Genomic DNA, 24,767 nt, shown 5'->3' on the forward strand with positions numbered 1-24,767 from the left:
AGGCGAAATCATGAAGACAACCATTGAATTGCCTCTCCTGCCGTTGCGTGATGTCGTCGTCTATCCGCACATGGTTATCCCGCTGTTCGTGGGGCGCGAGAAGTCTATCGAAGCCCTCGAGGCCGCGATGACGGGCGACAAGCAGATCCTGCTGTTGGCCCAGAAGAATCCTGCCGATGATGATCCAGGCGAAGATGCCCTGTATCGCGTCGGCACCATTGCGACCGTACTGCAACTGCTCAAGCTGCCCGATGGCACCGTCAAGGTGCTGGTCGAAGGCGAGCAGCGTGGTGCGGTCGAGCGTTTCATGGAGGTGGATGGCCACCTGCGCGCCGAAGTGGCGCTGATCGACGAAGTCGAAGCCCCTGAGCGCGAATCCGAAGTGTTTGTGCGCAGCCTGCTCTCGCAGTTCGAGCAGTATGTGCAGTTGGGCAAGAAAGTCCCGGCTGAAGTGCTGTCGTCCCTCAACAGCATCGATGAGCCAAGCCGCCTGGTCGACACCATGGCCGCGCACATGGCGCTCAAGATCGAGCAGAAGCAGGACATCCTTGAAATCATCGACCTGCCGGCCCGTGTCGAACACGTGCTGGCGCTGCTGGATGGCGAAATCGACCTGCTGCAGGTTGAGAAGCGCATCCGTGGTCGCGTGAAAAAGCAAATGGAGCGCAGCCAGCGCGAGTACTACCTGAATGAGCAGATGAAGGCCATTCAGAAAGAACTCGGCGACAGCGAAGAAGGCCATAACGAAGTCGAAGAGCTGAAAAAGCGCATCGACGCCGCTGGCCTGCCCAAAGACGCCCTGACCAAGGCCACGGCTGAGCTGAACAAGCTCAAGCAAATGTCGCCGATGTCAGCTGAAGCGACCGTGGTGCGTTCCTACATCGACTGGCTGGTGCAGGTGCCGTGGAAGGCTCAGACCAAAGTGCGCCTGGACCTGGCCCGTGCCGAAGAAATCCTCGACGCCGACCACTACGGCCTCGAAGAAGTAAAAGAACGTATCCTCGAATACCTCGCCGTGCAAAAGCGCGTGAAGAAAATTCGTGGCCCGGTGTTGTGCCTGGTCGGCCCTCCGGGTGTGGGTAAAACCTCCCTGGCCGAGTCGATTGCCAGTGCCACCAACCGTAAGTTTGTGCGCATGGCCCTTGGCGGTGTGCGTGATGAAGCGGAAATTCGTGGCCATCGCCGTACTTACATCGGTTCGATGCCAGGAAGATTGATTCAAAAAATGACAAAGGTGGGTGTGCGCAACCCGCTGTTCCTGCTCGATGAAATCGACAAAATGGGCAGCGACATGCGTGGCGATCCGGCCTCGGCGTTGCTCGAAGTGCTCGACCCCGAGCAGAACCACAATTTCAACGACCATTACCTGGAAGTCGACTACGACTTGTCCGACGTAATGTTCCTGTGCACCTCCAACTCCATGAACATCCCGCCAGCCCTGCTGGACCGGATGGAGGTGATTCGTCTGCCGGGTTACACCGAAGACGAAAAGATCAACATCGCCGTCAAATACCTCGCGCCCAAGCAGATTTCGGCCAATGGCCTGAAAAAAGGCGAGATCGAATTTGACGTCGAAGCGATCCGCGACATCGTGCGTTACTACACCCGCGAAGCCGGTGTGCGTGGCCTTGAGCGTCAGATTGCGAAGATCTGCCGCAAAGCGGTCAAGGAGCACTCGCTGGAAAAACGCTTCTCGGTGAAGGTGGATGCCGACTCCCTGGAGCACTTCCTGGGCGTGAAGAAATTCCGTTACGGCCTGGCTGAGCAGCAGGATCAGGTAGGGCAGGTGACTGGCCTGGCGTGGACCCAGGTGGGCGGCGAATTGCTGACCATCGAAGCTGCGGTGATCCCGGGCAAAGGTCAACTTATCAAGACGGGTTCGCTGGGTGATGTGATGGTCGAGTCGATCACCGCCGCGCAGACCGTGGTGCGCAGCCGCGCCAAGAGCCTGGGGATTCCCCTGGACTTCCACGAGAAGCACGACACCCACATCCACATGCCGGAAGGGGCGACGCCCAAAGACGGCCCTAGCGCCGGTGTAGGCATGTGCACGGCACTGGTGTCGGCTCTGACTGGCATTCCTGTGCGTGCCGATGTCGCCATGACCGGGGAAATTACCCTGCGTGGTCAGGTATTGGCCATCGGTGGTCTGAAAGAGAAATTGCTCGCTGCGCACCGAGGTGGTATCAAGACCGTGATCATTCCGGAAGAGAATGTTCGCGACTTGAAGGAAATTCCTGACAATATCAAGCAGGATCTTCAGATTAAACCGGTTAAATGGATTGACGAGGTCCTGCAAATTGCGCTGCAATACGCGCCGGAGCCCTTGCCGGATGTGGCTCCGGAGATTGTCGCGAAGGATGAAAAACGCGAGTCCGATTCCAAGGAAAGAATTAGCACGCATTAATGCGAATAAGCCTGGGGGCTTCCTTGACAGCTTTTTAGAGCCCTTGTTATAAAGCGGCTCTTAAGTGTCTGTAGGCCATTCAGCACTGGTTTTTGCTTTCACCAAAAAACTTAGAATCATACTCAATAGATATATAAGGGGACTTAGAGTGAACAAGTCGGAACTGATTGATGCTATCGCCGCATCCGCTGATATCCCGAAAGCTGCTGCTGGCCGTGCGCTGGACGCAGTAATCGAATCCGTCACTGGCGCTCTGAAGGCCGGCGACTCCGTGGTACTGGTAGGCTTCGGTACTTTCTCTGTGACTGACCGCCCAGCTCGCACTGGCCGTAACCCACAGACTGGCAAAGCACTGCAAATCGCTGCTGCCAAGAAACCAGGTTTCAAAGCCGGTAAAGCCCTGAAAGAAGCGGTTAACTAAGCTTCGTTCAAGCCTTGCCTACCCGGGTCAGACGCAGGTCTGGCCTGGCAGCGGAGCGGCAGCTGACCCACGTATCCATCGGGTCGCCAAGGCCTGGGGTGTTGGTTCAAACCCCCGTCCGCTCCGCCAGTTACGAGAAGGCGCATCCTCGGATGCGCCTTTCTTCTATCCGGACTCTACCCACGCTCCACGGTTGCCTAATTTTTGAAGATCAACCGTTTCTGGGGGACGCATGCTGCAAAATATCAGGGACAATTCACAAGGCTGGATTGCCAAGACTATTATCGGGATCATCGTCGCATTGATGGCGTTCACCGGTATCGAGGCCATTTTCCAGGCTTCGGGTAACAACAAGCAGGACGTGGCCAAGGTCAACGGTGAAGAAATCACCCAGACCGAATTGGGCCAGGCCGTCGACATGCAACGTCGCCAGCTGATGCAACAGCTGGGCAAGGATTTCGATGCTTCGCTGCTGGACGAAAAACTGCTGCGCGAAGCGGCTTTGAAAGGTCTGATCGATCGCAAGCTATTGCTGCAAGGCGCTGCGGATTCCAAGTTCGGCTTCTCTGAAGCTGCGCTGGACCAGGTGATCCTGCAGACGCCGGAATTCCAGGTGGACGGCAAATTCAGTGCCGAACGCTTTGATCAGGTGATCCGTCAGTTGGGCTACACCCGGATGCAATTCCGTCAGATGCTGACCCAGGAAATGCTGATCGGCCAGGTTCGCGCAGGCATCGCCGGCAGCGGTTTCGTCACCGACGCCGAGGTGCTGGCTTTCGCCCGTCTGGAAAAACAGACCCGCGATTTTGCCACCGTCAACATCAAGACCGACCCTGCGGCGGTGAAGCTCACCGACGACGAGGTCAAGGCTTACTACGACCAGCACGCCAAAGAGTTCATGACCCCGGATCAAGTGGTCATCGATTACCTGGAACTGAAGAAGTCGTCCTTCTTCGATCAGGTCACCGTGAAGGACGAAGAGCTGCAGGCTGCCTATCAGAAAGAAACCGCCAACCTCGCTGAACAGCGTCGTGCCGCGCACATTCTGATTGAAGTCAACGACAAGACCACCGACGCGCAAGCCAAGGCCAAGATCGAAGACATCCAGGCACGCCTGGCCAAGGGTGAGAAGTTCGAAGCCCTGGCCAAGGAGTTCTCCCAGGATCCAGGTTCGGCCAACAATGGCGGCGACCTCGGCTTTGCCGGCCCTGGCGTCTACGACCCGGACTTCGAAACGGCTCTGTATGCCTTGAACAAGGACCAGGTGTCGGCGCCGGTGCGTACCACCTTCGGTTGGCACTTGATCAAGCTGTTGGGCGTTGAAGCACCCGAGGTGCCATCGTTTGCCAGCCTGAAAGACAAGCTGACCCGTGAGCTCAAGACCCAGCAGGTCGAGCAGCGTTATGTCGAGGCGACCAAGCAATTGGAAGACGCGGCATTCGAAGCCTCCGACCTGGCTCAGCCGGCGTCCGACATGAAGCTGACCGTACACACTTCCGCGCCGTTTGGCCGTGAAGGTGGCGAAGGTGTTGCGGCCAACCGTGCCGTGGTCACCGCTGCATTCAGCCCGGAAGTGCTGGATGAAGGTGCCAACAGCAGTGCTATTGAGCTGGACCCGGAAACCATCATCGTGCTGCGTGCCAAAGAGCATCTGAAGCCTGCGCAACTGCCGCTGGAAAGCGTGTCGGCTGCGATCCGCGCCCAGATGACCAAAGAGCGCGCCATCGCGGCTGCCAAAACCCATGCCGACGAGTTGATCGCCAGCCTGCGTGACGGCAAGACCCCGTTGAACAAGCCGATCGACGGCCAGGCCTGGAAGGTGACTGAAGCGGCGACCCGTAACGCTGAAGCAATCGAACCGGCCGTGCTGCAAGCCCTGTTCCGCATGCCCAAGCCTGCGGCCAAGGACAAGCCGACCTTCACCACCGTGACCCTGGCTGACGGTAGCCTGGTGATCGTGCGCTTGAATGGCGTCAACGAAGCCGCAGCCCCTACCGACGAAGAAAAGGCGCAATACCGCCGCTTCCTCGCTTCGCGTGTTGGCCAGCAGGACTTTGCCGCCTACCGCAAGCAGTTGGAAACCAAGGCTGACATCAAGAAGTTCTGATGTTGGTTTGAAAAAAAGCCCCCGGTCTGCAAGGACCGGGGGCTTTTTTTTGCGCATGTGATCGGCTTAGAACTTCAGTTTCCCCCAGCTCAACCCAATCACCGCCGCCACGGTCGAGGCCGTCAGCACGCTCAGTTTGGCCGCTGCCAAGAGTTCCGGGTCGGAGAAGGCCAGGGACGAGATAAAGATCGACATGGTAAAACCAATCCCCGCCAGCAGGCCGACCAGGCCGACGCCGCTCCAGGTGACACCGTCGGGCAGCTTGCAGATATTGAGTTTGACCAGCGTGACACTCGCCAGCATCACGCCCAACGGCTTGCCGATCACCAAGGCGACGATCACGCCCATGAACACACCCTGGGGCAGCGGATGCTCAAGGTTCAAGCCTTGCAGGCTGACACCGGCATTGGCCAGGGCGAACAGGGGCATCACGCCGAAGGCGACCCACGGGTGCAACGCCGATTGCACGCGCTGCACCGGCGGCATCAGTTCGCGTTGGGCTTCGCGCAGTTGCTTGAGCGGCTTGGCGACCTGGTGCGCATCTTCGGCCGGTTGCGAGAGACGATCCATCAGCTCATTGAAGGTGCGCCCGATGGTGTCCAGTGGGCGCTCGGTGGTCGGCTTGGAACTGACCGGCGTCATCAGGCCCAGGATCACCCCGGCGAGGGTCGGGTGTACGCCGGTCTTGAGCAGGCCGAACCAGACAATCGCGCCTGGCAGCAGATAGATCGCCGCCTTGCTGATGCCCATCCGTTGGAACACCAGCACTAAGGCCAACCCACCTGCGGCAACCACCAGGCCCATGTAGTCCAGGCTTGCAGTGAAGAACACGGCAATGATCAGGATCGCCACGATGTCATCGATGATGGCCAGGGCCAACAGCAGTACGCGTACACCGCTGGGGATCGATTTGCCCAGCAGCGCCAGCACGCCGACGGCAAAGGCAATGTCGGTGGCGGTGGGCACGGCCCAGCCACTGGCGGCGGCGGTGCCATGATTGAGCGCGGTGTAAAGGATGGCTGGCATCAATACGCCACCCAGCGCAGCGCCCAGCGGCAGGGTTGCGAGTTTCAGGTTGGCGAGTGCGCCGTCCTTTATTTCCTGGCGTATCTCCGCGCCAACCACCAGGAAGAAGATGGTCATCAGGCCGTCGTTGACCAGAAAATGCAGTGAGCGTGACACACTGAAGTCGCCCAGCCCGAGGGTAATTGGGGTGTTCCAGAAGTGTTCGTAGGATTCGGCAGCCGGGCCGTTGGCCCAGATCAGCGCAGCAATGGCCGCCAGCAGCAGGACAATGCCGCTGACCGCCTCAATGCGTGAAAACCGCTCAAGGGCTGACAGCGCGCCCTCGGTCAATGCCTGGGGACGCGGGATGGCAGGGTGTTTTTTGGGCACGACAAGTCTCCACTGGCGGCCCGACCAATGCTTTGCTTTAACCTGCGCTGTGCCCTATGCAGTCACGCACCCAGGGTGATGATAGGAAGTTGATGAATAAGTTGTAAACAATGTTGTCAGGCTTATGGGCTTTTTGTCGGCGGGTGCAGAAAACCGCGCGCCAATTGCTGGTACAACTCCGGCCCCATTCGCGAACTGACGGCCTTGGCAATCAGCGCCACCGCCATCAGGCTGATCACCATCCCGTGGCTGTCGATCATCTCCATCACGATGATCGCCGAGGTGATCGGCGATTGGGTCACGGCCGCCAGGAAGCCCACCATGCACAGCGCAATGATCGGTTGCGCTGCCAGCGCGAAAAACTCGGCCGCGTTGGCGCCCACGGCCGCGCCGACGGCCAGCGACGGGGCAAAGATGCCGCCCGGGATCCCGGAAAAATACGTGACCACCGTGGCCAGAAAACGCGTGACCGGCGCGTGCCATGGCAGGCCGACATCGGACGCAATGATCTGCGTAGTAATCCCGTAGCCGCTGCCGAAGGACATCCCGCCGCTGAGCCAACCCAACACTGCGACCACCAGCCCACACGCCCCGGCGAACCACACCGGGTGGACTCGCCGCCATTCCCAGAGCACAAACCGGTGGTAGCGCTGTGGCCACAGCAGCATGCGGCTGAACAGCCCGCCGAGCAGGCCGCAGCCGATGCCGGCCGCCAATACCGGAACAATGATGTCGAGCTTGATCTCTTCAACGTCCAGGTGGCCGAAATAGTTATAATTGCCCTGCAGGGCGATGGCCACCATCCCCGACAAAATAATCGTGCTGAGCAATACACCGCTGGTGCGGGTTTCGAGCTTGCGCCCCAACTCTTCGACTGCGAAGGCGATGCCGGCCAGCGGCGTATTGAATGCGGCGGCGATTCCGGCGGCGCCGCCCGCCAGGATCAAGTCTTCGCTGCGGATGATGCGAGCATTGGGCAGGTAACGATGGCAGAAGTGCATGATCGACGCTGCCACTTGCACGGACGGTCCCTCGCGCCCGGCAGAAAAACCACCGGTCAACGCCAATGTACCGAGGCCGATCTTGGCGAAGGCTATGCGCAAAGACACCAGCTTGCTGACGTCCTGCCCTTTGTTGGCCAGGCGAGTGGCAGCGATGACCTGCGGAATGCCACTGCCCTGGGCACCGGCAAAAAAGCGCGTGGTCAGCCACACCACCAGCATGCCCACCAGCGGTGTATAGACGAAGGGCAGCCACGGATGGGCGCTGGATTGCGCGGCGAACTGGGTGAGCGCCACGTCAGCCAGGCGCGCAAACATCACCACCATCAGCCCGGCGATGGTGGCGCCGGCCCACAGGGTGATCCGGGTACGCCAGCGCAGTGAGGTAAAGCGGCGGCGCAATGAAATGAACGGTTTGATCACCCAGGTGAATTCCGATTAAGTTTCAGGGTGTTTCAAGGTTAACCGTATATCCAACGCTTGTCCTCGCGATGCGCCGTGTCGCGGCCACTGCCAACAGTATCAACCCGCCAACCGCCCACGGGAACAACGCGACCCCCGATGTTTGCAGCAACAGGCCGCCCGCCAGCCCGCCGCCGGCAATCCCCAGGTTCCACACCGTCACCAGCATCGATTGCGCGGCATCGGCCGAGTCACCGGCGGACTTGGCCAGCGCCGTTTGCAACAGCGCCGGCAAGCCACCAAAGGCCAGGCCCCACAGCGCCACGCTGGCATACACCGCACTGGTGGAGGTCATCCACACGCCCAGTGCCAGGGCCGATACCGCGAACATCGCGCAACTGATGATCAGCAGGCGCTGCAAGTGTTGATCAATCAGCACGCCCGTCAGCCAGATGCTCAGCAAGGCCATGAGGCCGAACACCAGCAATATCTGGTCGATGTCGGCGACTAACCCGGCAGGCACCAGCAGTGGCGCGATGTAGGTGTACAGAATGTTATGTGCCAGCACGTAGGTCAGGGTCACCCACAGCACCGGGCGAATGCCGGGCAGGCTCAGGACCTGGCGCAAACCCAAGCGCTGTTGCGCCGTTTGCCCGGCGAAGTCCGGCAGTTGCCAGCGTGCCCACACCAGCAGCAACAGCGTCAGCCCGGTCATGATGGCAAAGCTCAGGCGCCAGCCCACCACGGTGCCGAGGAAAGTACCGGCGGGTACGCCCAGCGACAAGGCCAGCGGTGCGCCGAGCATGGCGACAGCGATCGCCCGGCCTTGCAGGTGCGGGGCCACCATTCGGCTGGCATAGCCGGCCAGCAACGCCCAGAGCAACCCGGCGAAGACGCCGGCAAAAAACCGCGCGACCAGGGTCAGCCCGTAATGGGTGGACAGCGCCGTCACGCTGTTGACCAAGGCAAAGCCGCCGATGGCAATCAGCAGCAAGGGGCGCCGCCGCCAGCCTCGGGTCAATAAAGTCAGGGGAATGGCCGCGAGTAACGAGCCCAGGGCGTAAAGGGTCACCAGTTGGCCGACCAATGCCTGCGAAACCTGCAGCCCCTCGCTCATCTGTGGCAGCAGCCCGGCCGGCATTGCCTCGGTGAGAATCGTGATAAACCCGGCGCACGCCAAGGCCAGTAAGCCGGCGAGGGGCAGTGTGTCCTTTACGGTCGTGATGGCCGGGTTGGCAATCGAGGGGCAGTCGCCCATGTTCCGTCTCCATGCAAAAGGTCAGGGAGGCAGAGTAGGGGGCTGTGAGTTGCGGAAAAACAGGCTAAGGTTCCGAACTTATCGGACATTCAAGTCCGCAATCAAAAAGAAGGTCGGCGATGGACAGTCTGAGTAGCCTTTCGGTGTTCGTGCAGGTTGCCGAAACCCGCAGCTTCACGGCTGCTGGCCGCGTGCTGGGGGTGTCGTCTTCGGCCGTGGGCAAAAGCATCGCGCGCATGGAAGAACGCCTGGGCGTGCGGCTGTTTCATCGCAGCACACGCAGCGTCACCCTGACCGGCGAAGGTGCGCTGTTCCTGGAGCGCTCGCGGCGGATTCTGGCCGAGGTGGAGGCAGCGGAGCAGGAGTTGACTGAGGCCGGCGCCACGCCCCGAGGCACACTGCGCATCAGCTTGCCGCAGGTGCGTGGGCTGTTGATGCCGGTGCTCAGCGACTTTATGCGCGCCTACCCGGACATCGAGCTGGATGTGGATTTTTCCGACCGCATGGTGGATGTGATCGAGGAAGGTTTCGATGCGGTAGTTCGCACCGGCAAGCCGGAAGATTCACGCTTGATGGCGCGTCATCTGGGCCATTACCAACTGGTCCTGGTGGCCACGCCGGGTTACCTGGCCCAGCATGGCACGCCGCAACAGCCGCAGGACTTGAGCAGCCATGCCTGCCTGCGCCACAAATTCTGCGCCACCGGCAAGCTGGAGCCCTGGCCACTGCGCCAGGTGCCGGGCGTGGCAGAGCCGGTGCTGCGTGCGCCGCTGGTCAGCACCACCATCGAATCCCTTAACTATGTGGTGCACGAAGGGTTGGGCATCGCCTGCCTGCCGGACTTCATGGTCAAGGAGGCGGTGTGCCAGGGGCGTCTGCAACGGGTGCTGGATGAACATTTGGTGCATCGCGGCAGTTTCTGGATGCTGTGGCCCTCCAGTCGCTTTGCCTCGGCCAAGCTGCGGGTGTTTATTGACCATATGTGCGCCGGGCTTTTTCCTGCGCACGCGGTGCAATAACGCTGTGACGTTTTACCGACAGGAATGTGCGCGCCAACCCTGCGTTCTGTTGCACAATAGCGCCCTGACTGTTTTCCTCAGGATTTTCGATGTCGACATCATTTCACTTGCGTAGCCTCGGGTTGGCGCTGGTGCTGGCGGGCGCTGCGGGCTGCTCGTCACCCAAGACCGCTATTTATGAACATGAGAATTTCGACGACTCCGGCACGTTCTCCCGTGATTACCCGGTCAGCGATGTGGCGGCCTGTGAGGCGGCGCGACGTGCGTTGTTGAGCCAGGGTTACATCATCACCAGCAGCGACCCCAAGCTGGTGGTGGGTAACAAGAGTTTCCAGCAGACCGGTGAAACCCACCTGCAAATCAGCTTCAACGTGGTATGTGCCGATGATGGCAAAGGCGCCAAGCACTCGACCATGTTCGCCAACGCCTTGCAGGACCGCTACGCGCTGAAGAAGGTCAACAACTCCGCCAGCCTCGGCGTGGGTGTATTGGGCTCGGTGTCGATGCCGATTGGCTCCACTGATGACTCGATGGTCAAGGTGGCGAGTGAGACGGTGACAGCGCCGAAGTTTTACGATCGTTACTTCTCGCTGGTGGATGTGTTCCTGCCCCAGGAAGTGAAGGCGGCCGAGCATATTCCAGAGAAGCCCAAGGCTGAGTTGGGCGTGCCGGAGCCGAAAGCGGCTGCGCCTGCCGATAAGGTAGAGCCGCCCAAGGACACACCGGTAGCGCCCGCCGTGTCGGAACCGCTGGCACCACCGCCAGAGGCAGCACCGATTGCGCCACAGGCCGAACCTGCGCCGAGCACTGCGCCAACACCTGCACCGGCGGCGGAACCAGCCCCAGCGCCGACCAACCCGAACCTGCCGGCGCCGACAGAGGCGATTCCACCGCTGCCAACGCCAGCCCAGTAACTCAGACCGCTACGGGGTTCGTCTTGTCGACGTTGATCCCGTAGCGGCTGATGGCCTCGCTCACCTTGTCACGCCCGATCACGCCGTCATCGGCCAGCGCCTTCAGCGCCGCCAGCACGATGAAGTGGCGGTCCACCTCAAAGAATTCGCGCAGGGTTTCGCGGGTGTCCGATTGCCCAAAGCCATCGGTGCCCAGCGCCACAAAACGGCGGCCGTGTACAAACGGGCGAATCTGGTCGGCGAACAACTTCATATAGTCCGTCGCCACCACCACCGGTCCGCTGTGTCCGGCCAGGCTGGTTTCCACGTAGCTCGCGCGCGGTTCATCCTGTGGATGCAGCAGGTTCCAGCGCTCCACTGCGTGCCCGTCACGGCGCAGTTCGGTCAGGCTGGTGGCGCTCCAGACATTACTGGCCAGGCCAAAGTCCTTGTCGAGCAGGTGCGCTGCGCCAATCACTTCGCGCAGGATCGAGCCGCTGCCCATCAATTGCACCTGCGCCTGCGGGTGCGTGCTTAATGGATACAAACCTTTGAGAATCCCATTCTCCACGCCTTCGGGCATGGCTGGGTGCGGGTAGTTTTCGTTGAGCAGGGTGATGTAGTAGTAAATGTCCTCCTGTTCGACATACATGCGCCGCATGCCTTCGCGAATGATTACCGCCAGCTCGTAGGCAAAGGTCGGGTCATAGGCGATGCAGCAGGGGATCACCGACGCGAGGATGTGGCTGTGGCCGTCGTCATGCTGCAAGCCTTCGCCCATCAGCGTGGTGCGGCCAGCCGTGGCACCCAGCAGAAAGCCGCGAGCGCGGGCATCGCCGGCGGCCCAGGCCAGGTCGCCGACGCGCTGGAAACCGAACATCGAATAGAAAATGTAGAACGGCACGGTCATCAGGCCGTGATTGCTGTAGGACGTACTCGCCGCAATCCACGAGGAAATGGCCCCGGATTCATTCAGGCCTTCCTGCATGATCTGTCCGTCTTTGCTCTCTTTGTAGTAGCTCAGTTGCCCGGCGTCTTGTGGGGTGTAGAGCTGGCCGACGGCGGAGTGAATGCCGATCTGGCGGAACAGGCTCTCCATGCCAAAGGTGCGCGACTCGTCCGGCACGATGGGTACGATCAGCTTGCCCAGGTGCGGGTCTTTGAGCAGAGTGCCGAGGATGCGCACAAACGCCATGGTGGTGGAGATGGCGCGCTCGCCGGTGTCTTTGAGTTGGGTGGCAAACGCGCTCAGTTCGGGAATCTGCAAGGCTTCGACCGCAGTGTGTCGTGCTGGCACATAGCCGCCCAGCGCTTGGCGACGGGCAGCGAAGTAGCGGGCTTCTTCGCTGTCGGCAGCGGGCTTGAGGTAAGGGATTTCGTCGAGCTGGTCATCGGCCACTTCCAGGCCGAAGCGGTCGCGAAAGGCTTTTACGGCATCAGCGCCCATCTTCTTCAACTGGTGATTGATGTTCTGGCCTTCGCCCGCTTCGCCCATGCCGAAGCCCTTGACGGTCTTGGCCAGGATCACCGTCGGTTGGCCCTTATGGCGTACGGCAGCGGCGTAGGCGTTGTAGACCTTGTCGGGGTCGTGGCCACCGCGTGAGAGTTTCCAGATATCGTCGTCGGACATGTCGGCAACCAGTGCCAGCAATGGCGGGTATTTGCCGAAGAAGTGTTCACGCACATAGGCGCCGTTTTGGGATTTGTAGTTCTGGTAGTCGCCGTCCACGCATTCCATCATGCGTTGGCGCAGCAAGCCGCTCTGGTCCTTTTCCAGCAGCGCATCCCAGCCGCCACCCCAGATCACCTTGATCACGTTCCAGCCGGCGGCGCGGTACAGGCTTTCGAATTCCTGGATCACCTTGGCATTGCCGCGCACCGGGCCGTCCAGGCGTTGCAGGTTGCAGTTGACCACGAAGATCAGGTTGTCGAGTTTCTCGCGGCCGGCCAGGGAGATGGCGGCCAGGGATTCCGGCTGGTCCATTTCGCCGTCGCCCAGGAATGCCCACACCTTGCGGCCTTGGTGTGGCTTGAGGTCACGGAACTCCAGGTAGCGCATAAAGCGCGCTTGGTAGGCGGCGGTAATTGGCCCCAGGCCCATGGACACCGTGGGAAATTGCCAGAAGTCCGGCATCAGCCGTGGGTGCGGGTAGGAGGACAAGCCCTCGCCACCGGCTTCGCTGCGGAAGTTATCCAGCTGCGCTTCGCTGATGCGCCCTTCAAGGTAGGCGCGGCCGTAAATGCCCGGGGAAGAGTGGCCCTGAATGTACACCAGGTCACCGTCGAAGCTATCGGTTCGGCCACGGAAGAAGTGGTCAAAGCCTACGTCGTACAACACGGCGGCTGACGCGTAAGTTGCAATATGCCCACCGACACCCGAGTGTTTACCTGCGCGCAATACCATCGCCATGGCATTCCAGCGGATAAACGCATTGGTGCGCCGCTCGATGGCCAGGTTGCCGGGGTAGGGCAATTGGCGGTCGACCGCGATGGTGTTGACGTAAGGCGTGGTCACCCGCCCGTAGAAGTCACCATGGCGCGCAACGTCGAAATCCAGCAACTGATCAATCAGGTAGTGCGCACGCGGGCGGCCTTCGGTGGACAACACCGATTCGATGGACTCCAGCCACTCGCGGGTTTCCTGTGGATCGTCGTCCAGTCTTACTGCGTTATTGGGGGTCATGTGAGGCTCCAGGGTAGGCGGATTTCAAGCAGCGGGCTCCTTGTGGGAGTTGCGCGAATGTAATTGCAATTGCAACTACATGACTGAATCTAGCGCGGGATGAGCTACTATTGCAACCTTCTTGAAATTCCCCGGATGGTGTTGCATGTCGTCGAAAGAGCCTGATGTCTGGTTCCGTTTTGTCAGGGCCCACAGGACGGTCATCCGTGAAATCGAACGCCGCCTGGCGGCGGCAGACTTGCCGCCCTATGCCTGGTATGACGCGTTATGGGGCCTGGAAAGCGGCCCCGATGGCACACGGCGCATGCATGAGTTGGCCGATGTGCTGGCGATCGAGCGCTACAACCTCACACGCTTGGTGGACCGCCTGGAAAAGGACGGCCTGGTGGTGCGTTCGCGCTCCGACGGTGACGGCCGCGCGGCATTTGCCTCGATCACCGAAGCCGGCCGGGTGTTGCGTAAAAAAATGTGGGGCATCTACGAAAGCACCGTGGATGAACTGTTCCTGTCGCAGATCGAGCCTGAACAACGCCAGCTGTTTGCCGATACCTTGGAACGCACGGCGGGGTTGGCGGTGGAGGCGGGCGTGCAAACCCGCAGTCGACGCAAGATCTAATAGGCGATGAAGGTCCAATGTGGGAGCGGGCTTGCTCGCGAATGCGATCTGTCAGACACATAGAGGCTGGCTGACCCACCGCATTCGCGAGCAAGCCCGCTCCCACATTTTTGACCGTGTTCCCATGCCTCACAGTGGATACCGACGCATCGCCGCTTCGACCTGCTCTACACCAATGCGGCCTTCATCGGCCAACGCCCGCAGCGCACACACCACGATCCAATACCGACTGGGCGCAGACACCTGCACCGACCCCGCACCCAGCCCGACAAACCGCGCCTGCACATGTGCCGCCAACTGATCGACAATCACCTGCGGATAACCGGTCACGGCAATCACCGGCGCGGCGCTCCCGGCCAGGCACTCATGCAAATGGCAACTTCGCCGGGCGGCCATCGGGTGCAGGCGATTCCAGCGCTCTGCGGCCGCTGCCTCACGGGCCAGCCGCGTATAGCTAGGGCAACTCCACACCTGCGCAGTCACGCCCCAATCCTGTTCGAGCAGTTGTGCCGCTTGGGTCACGTCCTCAAGCGTACGGCCAGCACCGAGCAATTGCACATCCGCAGAATGTTTGCGGCGCAGCGGGTACATGCCCTTGAGCACGTCTTCACGATCCTGCGTCTCGAGCATCGCTGTGCGCGCTTGATCGTGCAGCGCGAGGTAATAAAACCCCGGCTTGCCATCGACATACAACGCGCGCAAACCCGCCAGCACAATCGCCCGCGCCTCGGCACCTGACGCCGGGTCATACGGCGTGCAGTACGGGTTCGTCGCCAGCCACAACGGCAGTGAGGGTTGCGCGCCTTTCGGCCAGGCAGAGGGTTGGTTTTCGATGTCGTTGCACAGGATGCCGCGCTGTAAGGAGGCCTGCGACAGTCCACATAACTGCGCCGACGACGCCGCGCTGTGCAGGTACAGCATGGGTTTTTCGCCGGTATTACGCGCAAACCAGCGGGGCCAATTGCCCGCACGGTGGCTGCGTGACTGGCCACGAATCACCCAGGCCTGTCGGCTCAATTCCAGGGTATTGGCCATGGTCATGACCGTGTACAGCGGCGAGCCGGGAGGCGGCGCGGCAGTGCCCAGCGCATCGATGCAGCGCTGCGCGGCTTGAGCGGTTGAGACAGGCATGGGTCGAGGCTCCTGGCGACAGAGGCGCTTACCCTAATGCAAATCGGTATGTTATTGCAATTGCAATGATTGCAATCGCACCTCGAACACGAAGTGCTAAATCGACCCAACCCTGCTACGTTTTATCTTGAAGTGCAGGAACGTCATGGCGCCGACATTTTTTCGTCATCACGGCACTTTAGGCTGGGTGTGCAGGTCATTTATCTGCAACCGCTTTTAATCAAGAAGGAGTCCACCATGGACGAATACCAGGAAGAACTGCTGGAGTACCACGCGTTTGAACTGGATCCGCTGGATCCGGCCGATGACGCCACCGAGCTGTAACACCGACTTCAGGCGGAATGCCGCTGACTGCGGCGAAATTCCCCTGGGGTCTGGTTGTTCCACCGCCTGAAGGCCCGTTGAAAGGCTTGGGCTGAGGCAAAACCGAGCAAGTAGGCGATCTCGCCGAATGCCAGTTCCGTGTCGCGAATGTAGGTCATGGCCAAATCGCGGCGGGTATCGTTAAGAATCGCGCGAAACTGCGTGCCTTCGTCGGCCAGTTTGCGCCGCAGCGTCCAGGTTGGCAGCTTCAAGCGTGCCGCCACTTCTTCCAGGTCGGGTTCCCGGCCGCCATTGAGCATCGGCCCGAGCAACCGGGTAATGCGCTCGCGCAGGCTGCGAGTGCGGGTGAGCTGCTCCAACTCGTGTTCACATAACTTCAACAACAGCTGCCAGGTGCTGGGGCAATGCTGCGGGTTACGCAGGCCCAGGGTTGCCTGGTTGAGGCGCAGTTGATTGGCTTCGGCACCGAAATGCACCGGGCTGTCACCCAGCACGCTGTACTGGTCGCTGTACTCAGGGGCTTCAAATTCGATGTCGATGCGCTGCGCCTGCACCGGTTGCTGGGCCAGGCTCGACAATTGCTGCAACCAGCCGGCGATGATCGAGTCCACCACAAAGCGATTGTAGGCGTTGTAGGGGCTGATGGAATAGAAGCGCAGCCAAGCGCCGTCGGCGTCTTCATGAAAGCTCGATTGGCCGCGATAGTTGGAGCCGTACAGTGCTTCAAACCGCGTCAGTGCGCGCGCCGCTTCGCGTACGTTGGGCGCCTGTGCGGCGGTGACGCCGGCCAATCCCGCCTGGCCTAGGCGGCTCAATTGGCCCATGCGCAGGCCCAGGCCGGGGTTGCCGGTCAGCTGGATGGCGGCATGGCCCAGGCGCATGTAGCGCGGGATCGACAACCGCGCCCCGGCTTCGGCAAGGCGCGCCGGGTCCAGGCCGTATTGCAGCAGCAGCGGTTGCGGGTCCAGGCCATGGCTTTGGACGGCGTCGGCCAGGGACTGTACAAAGCCCACCGACAAATCCCCAAGGCGCACCGGCTTCACGGCGTTACAGCCAGATATTCAGCAGGCGCGCACCACGGGCGTCGTTGCCCGCAGTGACGTGCCCATCGTTGCTGAGGAAGCTGTGCCCGGCGGTGCCCAGGTCCCAGAACTGCCCACGCAGGAACACACTCATGCCGGCGCTGGCCTGGCTGATGGGTTGTTGGCTGATCAGGGTGAGGCGGCGCCAGGCTTCGCCTTCGCTGAGTTCTTCGGGCTTGAGGCTGATTTCCGGCGGCGTGGACACGCTTTTAAAGCCGCGCCATGGGCGGTCCCAGGTGTCGCGGCCGGTGACGAAGGCCGGTACGGCGACCAGTTGCGCGCCTTGCTCATTGAGTTTGCGGTAGTTGTCCGGGTACCAGCTGTCGCTGCCGATCAGGACGCCCAGGCGCCCGGCCGGGGTGTCGACCACGCTGACCTGGTTTTCATCGCCCGGCGCGATAAACCCGCGCTCATCGTAAATCGGGTACAGCTGGCGCTGTGGGTCGCCAATGGGCAGGCCATCCGCCGCAAACACCACGCTGGCGTTGTACAGCGCGCCATGGCCGATGTGCAGTTGGCCCTGGCTGACACTGGGGTTCGGCAGCGCAATGGAGCCCGCCACCAGGGTCACGCCGAATTCTTTGGCCAGGCCGCCGAACAGCACTTGATAGTCGCGGGCCATGGCCGGCGCCTTCATGCGCAGGTAGGCGTCGTCCATGCGGTTATCGCCTTTGGCGCTGATCCAGGCGCGGGCAAACTGCAACGGGTTGCTGGCCAACAGCCAGTTCATCGCATCCTTGAGGTGGGTGGCCTGGTACAGCTCGTTCTTTTCGCCGCTGAGCATCAGCCAGGTGCCGATGTGTTCCGGCAGCACGACGACGGTCTTGGCGTTTATCAAACCTTGGTCGCGGGCCTTTTGCAGGTAGGCCGAAAGTTTCAGGTGCAGGCGTTCCAGGCTCTGGTAGTCGGCCGGGAACAGCTCGGGTTGGATGCCCAGCAGATTGCCACGATCGGCGGGCTCGCCTTCGTTGACGGCCAGGGTGATACGCAGGTCCGACAGGTAATGCGCCACAGGGCGCTCCTGGGTCCAGACCAGATACGCGGCGATGGCGGCAACCAGGGCCATGGAGACGGTGAACGCTAGAAGTTTACGCATGGGGCAACAGACAACAGACCGTGTGCAGGGTTCGCGACTAGGGTAGGGCGCCTGCATCGGCTTGCCAAGGGGTACTGTGCATTTGGATCAATAACTTGTCAGTTACGGTCATTGAGCGGTAGTCCATCGCCTCTTAGTCTGTGGGACATAAACCGATGGCGTGCCATTCGAGCCTGCCACGTCCCGTGATGATCCGTTGTGGAGCTGTACCATGACCGCTGCTGCCTACCCGCACCTGCTGGCCCCGTTGGACCTGGGTTTTACCACCTTGCGCAACCGCACCCTGATGGGTTCGATGCACACCGGCCTGGAAGAAAAGCCCGGTGGTTTCGAACGCATGGCCGCCTATTTTGCCGAGCGCGCCCGTGGCGGCGTTGGCCTGATGGTCACCGGAGGCATCGGCCCGAACGATGAAGGCGGCGTGTATGCCGGTGCAGCCAAGCTGACCACCGACGAAGAAGCGCAAAAGCACAAGATTGTGACCAAGGCCGTACACGAAGCCGGCGGCAAGATCTGCATGCAGATCCTTCACGCCGGGCGTTATGCCTACAGCCCCAAGCAGGTGGCACCGAGCGCGATCCAGGCGCCGATCAACCCGTTCAAGCCCAAAGAGCTGGACGAGGAGGGCATCGAGAAGCAGATCCAGGATTTTGTCACCTGCTCGCTGCTGGCCCAGGTTGCCGAGTACGACGGCGTGGAAATCATGGGTTCCGAAGGCTACTTCATTAACCAGTTCCTCGCCGCCCACACCAACCATCGCACTGACCGTTGGGGTGGCAGCTACGAAAACCGCATGCGCCTGGCCGTGGATATCGTGCGCCGGGTGCGCGAAGCGGTAGGCCCGAATTTCATCATTATCTTCCGCCTGTCGATGCTCGACCTGGTGGAAGGTGGTAGCACCTGGGAAGAAATCGTGCAGTTGGCCAAGGCCATCGAAGGCGCGGGTGCAAGCATTATCAACACCGGTATCGGCTGGCACGAAGCGCGTATTCCGACCATTGCCACCAAAGTACCGCGTGGTGCGTTCAGCAAGGTCACCGCCAAGCTGCGTGGCGCGGTGCAGATTCCATTGATCACCACCAACCGCATCAATACCCCGGAAATAGCCGAGCAGATCCTGGCCGAAGGCGATGCGGACATGGTTTCGATGGCGCGGCCATTCCTGGCCGACCCGGAGTTCGTCAACAAGGCCGCTGCCGGCCGTGCGGATGAAATCAACACCTGCATCGGCTGCAACCAGGCCTGCCTGGACCACACCTTTGGCGGCAAACTGACCACCTGCCTGGTCAACCCGCGTGCCTGCTACGAGACCGAGCTGAACTACCTGCCGGTCAAGCAGATCAAGAAAATTGCGGTGGTCGGTGCCGGGCCTGCGGGCCTGGCGGCGGCTACTGTGGCGGCTGAGCGCGGCCACCAAGTGACCTTGTTCGATTCGGCCAGCGAGATCGGCGGCCAGTTCAATATCGCCAAGCGCGTGCCGGGCAAAGAAGAGTTCTTCGAAACCCTGCGTTACTTCAAGCGCAAATTGCAGACCACCCATGTTGAGCTGTGCCTCAACACCCGCGTGGATGTGGCGCAATTGGCGGCAGGCGGTTACGACGAGATCATCCTGGCCACCGGCATTGCGCCGCGCACCCCGGCGATTCCGGGCGTCGACAACGCCAAGGTGTTGAGCTACCTGGACGTGATTCTGCAGCGCAAGCCAGTGGGCAAGCGCGTGGCGGTGATCGGCGCCGGCGGCATCGGTTTCGACGTCTCCGAGTTTCTCGTACACGCGGGCGTGTCCACCAGCCTGGACCGCGAGGCGTTCTGGAAAGAGTGGGGCATCGACACCCAGCTGCAAGCCCGTGGCGGCGTGGCCGGCATCAAGCCGCAACCCCATGCACCGGCGCGTGAAGTGTTCCTGCTGCAACGCAAGACTTCCAAGGTCGGCGACGGCCTGGGCAAGACCACCGGCTGGATCCACCGCACAGGCTTGAAGAACAAGCAGGTGCAGATGCTCAACAGTGTCGAGTACCTGAAGATTGATGACGAAGGCCTGCATATCCGCATCGGCGCCGAGGGCGAGCCGCAGGTGCTGGCCGTCGACAATATCGTCATCTGCGCTGGGCAAGACCCACTGCGCGAACTGCAGGATGGGCTGGTCGCAGCGGGCCAGAACGTACACCTGATCGGCGGCGCCGACGTGGCGGCCGAACTCGACGCCAAGCGCGCCATCAATCAGGGTTCGCGCCTGGCTGCCGAGTTGTAAAACCACCCAAGGGGCGGTGTTAGACTACCGCCCCTTTTCATTCAGACAGCTCCCGATGGGTCCCTTCGACTGGCTTCCCCACGCACCGCTTGAACCGTTGCTGCTCGACTGGCTGAACGGCGTCGAGCTGGCGGTGCTGCGCCTGGACCGTATCGACCCACTGATCAGCGGCAACAAGTGGTTCAAGCTCACCGAGCACCTGGCCCACGCGCAAGCCGCCGGTGCCCGTGGTGTTATCAGCCTCGGTGGCGCCCACTCCAACCACCTGCACGCACTGGCAGCCGCCGGCAAACGCTTTGGTTTCGCCACCGTCGGCCTGTTGCGCGGCCATCCTCAAGACACACCCACTGTGCTTGACCTCAAAGCCTTTGGCATGCAGTTGCATTGGCTGGGTTATGGCGGCTATCGCGCACGGCATGAAGCGGGTTTCTGGTCGCCGTGGCGTGAGCAATATCCGCATCTGTATCCCGTGCCCGAAGGCGGCGGCGGGTTGGCGGGTGCCGAGGGTTGCGGCGTGTTGGTGGAGCACGTGCGGGCGCAATTGAACCGTCTGGGCTGGGATGATTACCACGCGTGGTGGCTGGCGGCAGGGACGGGCACCACACTGGCCGGGTTGGCGTTGGCCGAGGCGGGCGCGCATCCGGTGTACGGCGCAATGGCCGTGCCGGATGATCATGGGGTTGCACAGAATGTGCAGGCGATTGTGCCAGGCGGTTATGCGTTGCTGGATGCGAGCCGAGGTGGTTTTGCCAAGGTCGACCCGGTATTGCTCGACTTTATCCAAACCACCGAACAGGCCTGTGGCTTGCCGCTTGAACCGCTCTATACCGGCAAGGCACTCCTGGCGTTGAAGCAACAGATCGAGGCCGGACGCTTCACCCCCGGCACTCGCCTGATCTTCGTACACACCGGAGGCCTGCAAGGCCGCCGAGGTTTTACCACCTAGCGTAACCCCCTGTGGGAGCGGGCTTGCTCGCGAAAGCGGTGTGTCAGTCAGCTGATGTATTAACTGACCCAGCGCCTTCGCGAGCAAGCCCGCTCCCACCTGGCATCATTCGCAAAGCAGTATTGTCGCGCAGGATGTAGTGGTGAATGATCCCCGCCAACGCATGCAGCCCAATCAGCCAATACCCGACCTTGCCGAACAGCACATGCCAACTCTCAATCTCTTTGGCCAGCGCTTTGTTCTCCGCAATCAACGGCGGCAATTCAATCCCATAAAACATCACCGAATGCCCTTCGGCACTGACGATCAGCCAACCCGCAATCGGCATGCCGATCATTAATGCATACAGCGCAACGTGCATCAGTGTGGCCAACAACGTTTGCCATTGCGGCGGTGTGGGCACGATCTTCGGCGCAACCCCCAGGCTGCGCGCAAACAGGCGCAGCCACACCAGCACAAACACGGTAAGGCCGAACATAAAGTGCATTTCGACGATCAAGGTGCGCGCACCACTGCCTTTAGGGAACTGGCCGCGTAACTCTATGCAGGCGTAAACCACCGCCAGCAGCACCACCATCAACCAGTGCAGTGCAATTGACATGGTGCTGTAGCGGGTATCGGAGTTTTTCCACGGCATCGCTGTGTTCCTCACTCATCAGGGCATACCTCCATTCTTTCGCGATGGAGTGCTTTAACTGTATGCCGGTTTTGAGCGGTTCGCCTGGCGTAAATGCCGTTGTTTTGACCTCGATCAGTGGCTTTGCGGCATTTCACCGCGCGCCAGGCGCTGGTTGATATCGGTGATCACCGCCGGCAGGTCGTTGATGGTGTCGATCAGGTAGTGCGGGCGCGAGCCTTCGAACAGCTTTTCGATGCGTTTGCGCTCGCTGGCCAGGGCGGCAGCGTCCAGGTCACGAAATTGTTCATAGGTCAGGCCCAGCGCGTTGCCGGAGCAGGTCAGTGCCACGGTCCACATGCCGGCGCGGCGGCCTTCGAGGATGCCTGGCACAGTGTCGTCGACCTTTACGCACGCTGCCACATCGTCAATGCCCAGCGCGATCACGTTGGCCAGCGCCTGGGCCGGCCAAGGGCGGCCGTTGGGCACTTCGTCGGTAGCGACCACGTGGTCGGCGATGTAGCCGTTGGTGGCGGCCAGGGCGACCACCTTGTCCATCACCTGCTTGGGGTAGCCGGAGCAGGAGCCGATCTTGATGCCTTGCACACGCAAGCGCGCAATGGTGTCCAGGGCACCAGGGATCAGCGCCGAGTGCTCCGCGATCTTTTCGATCTGCAAGGGCATGAAGCGCTGGTAGATCGAGGTCACGTCGTCATCGGTCGGCGTGCGGCCGAAGGCCTTGCGGTAGCGTTCGGCCACCTGTGGTTGGTCGCAGAGGGTGCGGATGTGGTCCCACTTGCCCATGCCCATCGGGCCACGGGCTTCTTCGATGGAGACTTGCACGTCGAACTCGGCGAAGGCTTCGACAAAGATCTGCGTGGGCGCAAAAGAGCCGAAGTCGACCACGGTGCCGGCCCAGTCGAGGATCACGGCCTGCAGGGTGTTGGGGTTTTGATAGTTCATGGTTCAAATCCTGTGGGTAATGGGGGCAATCAGATGTCCAGCACTTCCATTTCTTGCAGCACCTGGCCGATCGCTTCGACCGCTGCCTGCATGCCTTGCGCGTCAACGTGGCCGATGCAGCCGACGCGGAAGGTTTCTACCTGGGTCAATTTGCCGGGGTAGAGAATGAAACCCTTGGCTTTGACCCGCTCGTAGAAGTCCTTGAACTGGTAGCGCGGGTCTTTTGGCGCATGGAAGGTGACGATGATCGGCGCCTGGATGGCGGCTGGCAGGAAGCTGCGCAGGCCCAGTGCGGCCATGCCCTCGAGCAGCGTCTGGCAGTTGTCGGCGTAGCGTTGATGACGCGCGGGCAGGCCGCCTTCTTCCTGGTATTGCAGCAAAGCTTCGTGCAGCGCGGCGACCACGTGGGTCGGCGGCGTGAAGCGCCATTGGCCGGTCTTGGCCATGTAGCTGTGCTGGTCGAACAAGTCCATCGCCAGGGAATGGCAGTTGCCCTGGGCGCCCGCCAATGCCTGTTTGTCGGCGAAGACAAAACCCATGCCCGGCACGCCTTCCAGGCATTTGCCCGAGGCGGCGATCAGCGCGTCAAACGGCACTTCGCGAGCGTCGATCGCCAGCGCGCCGAAGGAGCTCATGGCGTCGATGATCAGGCGTTTATCGTGGCGTTTAACCACCTGCGCGATGTCCGGCAGCGGGTTGAGAATGCCGGTGCTGGTTTCGCAGTGGATCAGCGCCACGTGAGTGATCGCCGGGTCGGCGTGCAGCAGGCGGTCGACGTCGGCGGCGGTGGTGGGCTCGTCTTCAGCGGTTTCGAAGGTGCTGAAATCGCGGCCGAGCACTTCGCAGATCTTCGCCAGGCGCTTGCCGTAGGCGCCGTTGATCAGCACCAGTACCTTGCCGTTGCGCGGCACCAGGGTGCCGATGGCGGCTTCGACGGCAAAGGTGCCGCTGCCTTGCAAGGGCACGCAGTGGTGGGTATCGCTGCCATGCAGGATGGCCAGCAACTGGGTGCAGACACTGGCGGTCAGTTGGTTGAAGCGGTCATCCCATGACCCCCAATCCACCATCATTGCCTGACGGGTGCGGTTCGATGTGGTCAAGGGGCCAGGGGTCAGCAGGATCGGCGCGGCAGTGCTCATCTCAAGTCCTCGCAAGGTCATTGGGGGGTGAAGCTACGGCGCCTAAATTGCAGTTTGGCTTGTCATCAATCAAATTGTTTGTTGTTATGCGAGCTATCAGTGAGGCCGATAGCTATGAATTTGTTTCAACTGCGTGCATTCGATGCCGTGGCCCGCGAGGGCAGCTTTACCCGAGCCGCCGCACGGCTATTCATCAGCCAGCCGGCGGTGACCGGGCACATCAAGGCCCTGGAAGAGCACTACCAGATCGCACTGTTGCGCCGCACCGCCCGGCGGGTGGAATTGACCGAGGAGGGCACGCGCCTGGCGGCGATAACCCGGGCAATTTTCGGACTGGTGGATGAAGCGCAGACGCTGCTCGAAGCCAATCGGCAGTTGCTCAGCGGGCGTCTGGAAGTGGCTGCCGACGGCCCGCACCTGGTGATGCCGATGATCGCCAGCCTGCGGGCGCGTTACCCCGGCATCACCGTGAACCTGCGCCTGGGCAATGCCCAGGAAACCCTGGCGGCGCTGCTCTCCGAGCATGCGGATGTGGCGGTGCTGACGGAGGTGGAGCCGCGCAATGGCCTGCACCTTCAGCCTTTGAATGAGTCGCGGATTTGCGCGCTGGTCCCGGCCAGCCACCCGTGGGCGGCACTGCCCAAGGGTATTCGGCTGGAACAGCTCAACGAAGTGATCATGGTGTTGCGCGAGCCCAGCTCCATCACGCGGCGGACCTTCGATGAGGCGTGCGCGGTTGCGGGTGTGCAGCCCAAGGTGCTGCTGGAACTGGACAGCCGCGAGGCGGTGACCGAGGCCGTGGCGGCCGAGTTGGGCGTGGGCGTGGTGTCGTCGATGGAAGTCAGCCAGGACCCACGCGTGCAGGCGGTGGCGATTCAGGGCGATGGGTTGTTGAACCGGCATATGCTCGGCTGCATGGAGCGACGCCGCTCGTTGCGCTTGATTCAGGCGTTTTTTGAGTTGGCGTCTTGAGGTATTCGACGCAACCCAATCCCCCTGTGTGGCGAGCAGGCTTGC

At 61.3% G+C, this 24,767-nt stretch carries 20 protein-coding genes; 10 read left to right on the forward strand and 10 right to left on the reverse strand.

The genetic code is table 11. The features are described from left to right. Nucleotides 1-10: 10 nt before the first annotated feature. The 3 genes from lon (at nucleotide 11) to K0H48_RS08890 (ending at nucleotide 4,935) form a co-directional block, all read left to right on the forward strand. Nucleotides 11-2,407: an endopeptidase La gene (gene lon / locus K0H48_RS08880; protein ID WP_219267182.1), complete on the forward strand. Its 2,397-nt coding sequence runs from the start codon at nucleotides 11-13 to the stop codon at nucleotides 2,405-2,407. 148 nt (nucleotides 2,408-2,555) lie between these two features. Further along, a complete protein-coding gene (locus K0H48_RS08885) occupies nucleotides 2,556-2,828 on the forward strand; it encodes an HU family DNA-binding protein (RefSeq protein ID WP_003174819.1) in 273 nt (90 codons plus the stop codon). Nucleotides 2,829-3,060: 232 nt separating this feature from the next. Further along, complete coding sequence (locus K0H48_RS08890; RefSeq protein ID WP_219267183.1) at nucleotides 3,061-4,935, forward strand: SurA N-terminal domain-containing protein; 1,875 nt, start codon at nucleotides 3,061-3,063, stop codon at nucleotides 4,933-4,935. A 66-nt stretch (nucleotides 4,936-5,001) separates the two neighbouring features. Here K0H48_RS08890 and nhaA read toward each other — a convergent pair whose 3' ends face one another. The 3 genes from nhaA to K0H48_RS08905 form a co-directional block, all read right to left on the reverse strand. Beyond that, a complete protein-coding gene (gene nhaA / locus K0H48_RS08895; RefSeq protein ID WP_219267184.1) occupies nucleotides 5,002-6,330 on the reverse strand; it encodes a Na+/H+ antiporter NhaA in 1,329 nt (442 codons plus the stop codon). Between the two features lie 122 nt (nucleotides 6,331-6,452). Further along, nucleotides 6,453-7,754 carry a chloride channel protein gene (locus K0H48_RS08900; RefSeq protein ID WP_219267185.1) on the reverse strand — a complete coding sequence of 434 codons (1,302 nt, stop codon included), beginning with the start codon at nucleotides 7,752-7,754 and terminating at the stop codon, nucleotides 6,453-6,455. A gap of 22 nt (nucleotides 7,755-7,776) precedes the next feature. Further along, entirely contained in the window at nucleotides 7,777-8,991 is a 1,215-nt protein-coding gene (locus tag K0H48_RS08905; RefSeq protein WP_219267186.1) for an MFS transporter, read from the reverse strand. Nucleotides 8,992-9,110: 119 nt separating this feature from the next. Here K0H48_RS08905 and K0H48_RS08910 point away from each other — a divergent pair, with 119 nt between their 5' ends. Further along, nucleotides 9,111-10,010 (forward strand): LysR family transcriptional regulator, encoded by a 900-nt coding sequence (locus K0H48_RS08910; RefSeq protein WP_219267187.1) that lies wholly within the window; start codon nucleotides 9,111-9,113, stop codon nucleotides 10,008-10,010. 89 nt (nucleotides 10,011-10,099) lie between these two features. After that, nucleotides 10,100-10,924: a DUF2242 domain-containing protein gene (locus K0H48_RS08915; protein ID WP_219267188.1), complete on the forward strand. Its 825-nt coding sequence runs from the start codon at nucleotides 10,100-10,102 to the stop codon at nucleotides 10,922-10,924. 1 nt (nucleotide 10,925) lies between these two features. Here the strand turns inward: K0H48_RS08915 and aceE are convergent, their stop codons facing one another. After that, nucleotides 10,926-13,586, reverse strand: a complete 2,661-nt coding sequence (gene aceE, locus K0H48_RS08920; RefSeq protein ID WP_219267189.1) for a pyruvate dehydrogenase (acetyl-transferring), homodimeric type — start codon at nucleotides 13,584-13,586, stop codon at nucleotides 10,926-10,928. Nucleotides 13,587-13,731: 145 nt separating this feature from the next. On the opposite strand from aceE, the gene K0H48_RS08925 reads away from it, so the two are divergent. Continuing rightward, nucleotides 13,732-14,202: a MarR family winged helix-turn-helix transcriptional regulator gene (locus K0H48_RS08925; RefSeq protein WP_138814830.1), complete on the forward strand. Its 471-nt coding sequence runs from the start codon at nucleotides 13,732-13,734 to the stop codon at nucleotides 14,200-14,202. Between the two features lie 129 nt (nucleotides 14,203-14,331). On the opposite strand, the gene K0H48_RS08930 is transcribed toward K0H48_RS08925, so the two are convergent. Next, nucleotides 14,332-15,333 carry a pyruvate dehydrogenase gene (locus K0H48_RS08930; RefSeq protein WP_219267190.1) on the reverse strand — a complete coding sequence of 334 codons (1,002 nt, stop codon included), beginning with the start codon at nucleotides 15,331-15,333 and terminating at the stop codon, nucleotides 14,332-14,334. A gap of 93 nt (nucleotides 15,334-15,426) precedes the next feature. Here K0H48_RS08930 and K0H48_RS08935 point away from each other — a divergent pair, with 93 nt between their 5' ends. Then, complete coding sequence (locus tag K0H48_RS08935; RefSeq protein WP_219267228.1) at nucleotides 15,427-15,657, forward strand: hypothetical protein; 231 nt, start codon at nucleotides 15,427-15,429, stop codon at nucleotides 15,655-15,657. 8 nt (nucleotides 15,658-15,665) lie between these two features. Here the strand turns inward: K0H48_RS08935 and K0H48_RS08940 are convergent, their stop codons facing one another. Then, entirely contained in the window at nucleotides 15,666-16,700 is a 1,035-nt protein-coding gene (locus K0H48_RS08940; RefSeq protein WP_219267191.1) for an AraC family transcriptional regulator, read from the reverse strand. A gap of 4 nt (nucleotides 16,701-16,704) precedes the next feature. Next, a complete protein-coding gene (locus tag K0H48_RS08945) occupies nucleotides 16,705-17,835 on the reverse strand; it encodes a carbon-nitrogen hydrolase family protein (protein ID WP_219267192.1) in 1,131 nt (376 codons plus the stop codon). A gap of 211 nt (nucleotides 17,836-18,046) precedes the next feature. Between K0H48_RS08945 and K0H48_RS08950 the strand changes: the two genes are divergently transcribed. Both K0H48_RS08950 and K0H48_RS08955 read left to right on the forward strand, forming a co-directional pair. Further along, nucleotides 18,047-20,086: an NADPH-dependent 2,4-dienoyl-CoA reductase gene (locus K0H48_RS08950; protein WP_219267193.1), complete on the forward strand. Its 2,040-nt coding sequence runs from the start codon at nucleotides 18,047-18,049 to the stop codon at nucleotides 20,084-20,086. A 55-nt stretch (nucleotides 20,087-20,141) separates the two neighbouring features. Continuing rightward, on the forward strand, nucleotides 20,142-21,032 hold the full coding sequence (locus K0H48_RS08955) for a 1-aminocyclopropane-1-carboxylate deaminase/D-cysteine desulfhydrase (protein WP_219267194.1): 891 nt from the start codon (nucleotides 20,142-20,144) through the stop codon (nucleotides 21,030-21,032). Nucleotides 21,033-21,075: 43 nt separating this feature from the next. On the opposite strand, the gene K0H48_RS08960 is transcribed toward K0H48_RS08955, so the two are convergent. From K0H48_RS08960 to K0H48_RS08970, 3 genes are all read right to left on the reverse strand, one after another. Beyond that, a complete protein-coding gene (locus tag K0H48_RS08960) occupies nucleotides 21,076-21,669 on the reverse strand; it encodes a cytochrome b (protein ID WP_219267195.1) in 594 nt (197 codons plus the stop codon). A gap of 114 nt (nucleotides 21,670-21,783) precedes the next feature. Then, on the reverse strand, nucleotides 21,784-22,611 hold the full coding sequence (phnX, locus tag K0H48_RS08965) for a phosphonoacetaldehyde hydrolase (protein ID WP_219267196.1): 828 nt from the start codon (nucleotides 22,609-22,611) through the stop codon (nucleotides 21,784-21,786). Nucleotides 22,612-22,640: 29 nt separating this feature from the next. Further along, the gene (locus K0H48_RS08970) at nucleotides 22,641-23,750 is read right to left on the reverse strand and encodes a 2-aminoethylphosphonate--pyruvate transaminase (RefSeq protein ID WP_219267197.1); all 1,110 of its coding nucleotides are present in this window, start codon (nucleotides 23,748-23,750) and stop codon (nucleotides 22,641-22,643) included. A 114-nt stretch (nucleotides 23,751-23,864) separates the two neighbouring features. Between K0H48_RS08970 and K0H48_RS08975 the strand changes: the two genes are divergently transcribed. After that, on the forward strand, nucleotides 23,865-24,722 hold the full coding sequence (locus tag K0H48_RS08975; protein ID WP_219267198.1) for a LysR substrate-binding domain-containing protein: 858 nt from the start codon (nucleotides 23,865-23,867) through the stop codon (nucleotides 24,720-24,722). The last annotated feature ends 45 nt before the right edge of the window (nucleotides 24,723-24,767 follow it).

The sequence above is a fragment of the Pseudomonas sp. Xaverov 259 genome (assembly GCF_019352915.1).
Taxonomy (GTDB): domain Bacteria; phylum Pseudomonadota; class Gammaproteobacteria; order Pseudomonadales; family Pseudomonadaceae; genus Aquipseudomonas.

What these genes read in the sequence shown, in the direction of transcription:
- K0H48_RS08910 (WP_219267187.1), top strand. Translation starts at nt 9,111, where the DNA reads ATGGACAGTCTGAGTAGCCTTTCGGTGTTCGTGCAGGTTGCCGAAACC.
- K0H48_RS08890 (WP_219267183.1), top strand. Translation starts at nt 3,061, where the DNA reads ATGCTGCAAAATATCAGGGACAATTCACAAGGCTGGATTGCCAAGACT.
- K0H48_RS08975 (WP_219267198.1), top strand. Translation starts at nt 23,865, where the DNA reads ATGAATTTGTTTCAACTGCGTGCATTCGATGCCGTGGCCCGCGAGGGC.
- K0H48_RS08915 (WP_219267188.1), top strand. Translation starts at nt 10,100, where the DNA reads ATGTCGACATCATTTCACTTGCGTAGCCTCGGGTTGGCGCTGGTGCTG.
- K0H48_RS08970 (WP_219267197.1), bottom strand. Translation starts at nt 23,750, where the DNA reads ATGAGCACTGCCGCGCCGATCCTGCTGACCCCTGGCCCCTTGACCACA.
- K0H48_RS08925 (WP_138814830.1), top strand. Translation starts at nt 13,732, where the DNA reads ATGTCGTCGAAAGAGCCTGATGTCTGGTTCCGTTTTGTCAGGGCCCAC.
- K0H48_RS08945 (WP_219267192.1), bottom strand. Translation starts at nt 17,835, where the DNA reads ATGCGTAAACTTCTAGCGTTCACCGTCTCCATGGCCCTGGTTGCCGCC.
- K0H48_RS08960 (WP_219267195.1), bottom strand. Translation starts at nt 21,669, where the DNA reads ATGCCGTGGAAAAACTCCGATACCCGCTACAGCACCATGTCAATTGCA.
- K0H48_RS08905 (WP_219267186.1), bottom strand. Translation starts at nt 8,991, where the DNA reads ATGGGCGACTGCCCCTCGATTGCCAACCCGGCCATCACGACCGTAAAG.
- phnX (WP_219267196.1), bottom strand. Translation starts at nt 22,611, where the DNA reads ATGAACTATCAAAACCCCAACACCCTGCAGGCCGTGATCCTCGACTGG.
- lon (WP_219267182.1), top strand. Translation starts at nt 11, where the DNA reads ATGAAGACAACCATTGAATTGCCTCTCCTGCCGTTGCGTGATGTCGTC.
- K0H48_RS08950 (WP_219267193.1), top strand. Translation starts at nt 18,047, where the DNA reads ATGACCGCTGCTGCCTACCCGCACCTGCTGGCCCCGTTGGACCTGGGT.
- K0H48_RS08955 (WP_219267194.1), top strand. Translation starts at nt 20,142, where the DNA reads ATGGGTCCCTTCGACTGGCTTCCCCACGCACCGCTTGAACCGTTGCTG.
- K0H48_RS08930 (WP_219267190.1), bottom strand. Translation starts at nt 15,333, where the DNA reads ATGCCTGTCTCAACCGCTCAAGCCGCGCAGCGCTGCATCGATGCGCTG.
- aceE (WP_219267189.1), bottom strand. Translation starts at nt 13,586, where the DNA reads ATGACCCCCAATAACGCAGTAAGACTGGACGACGATCCACAGGAAACC.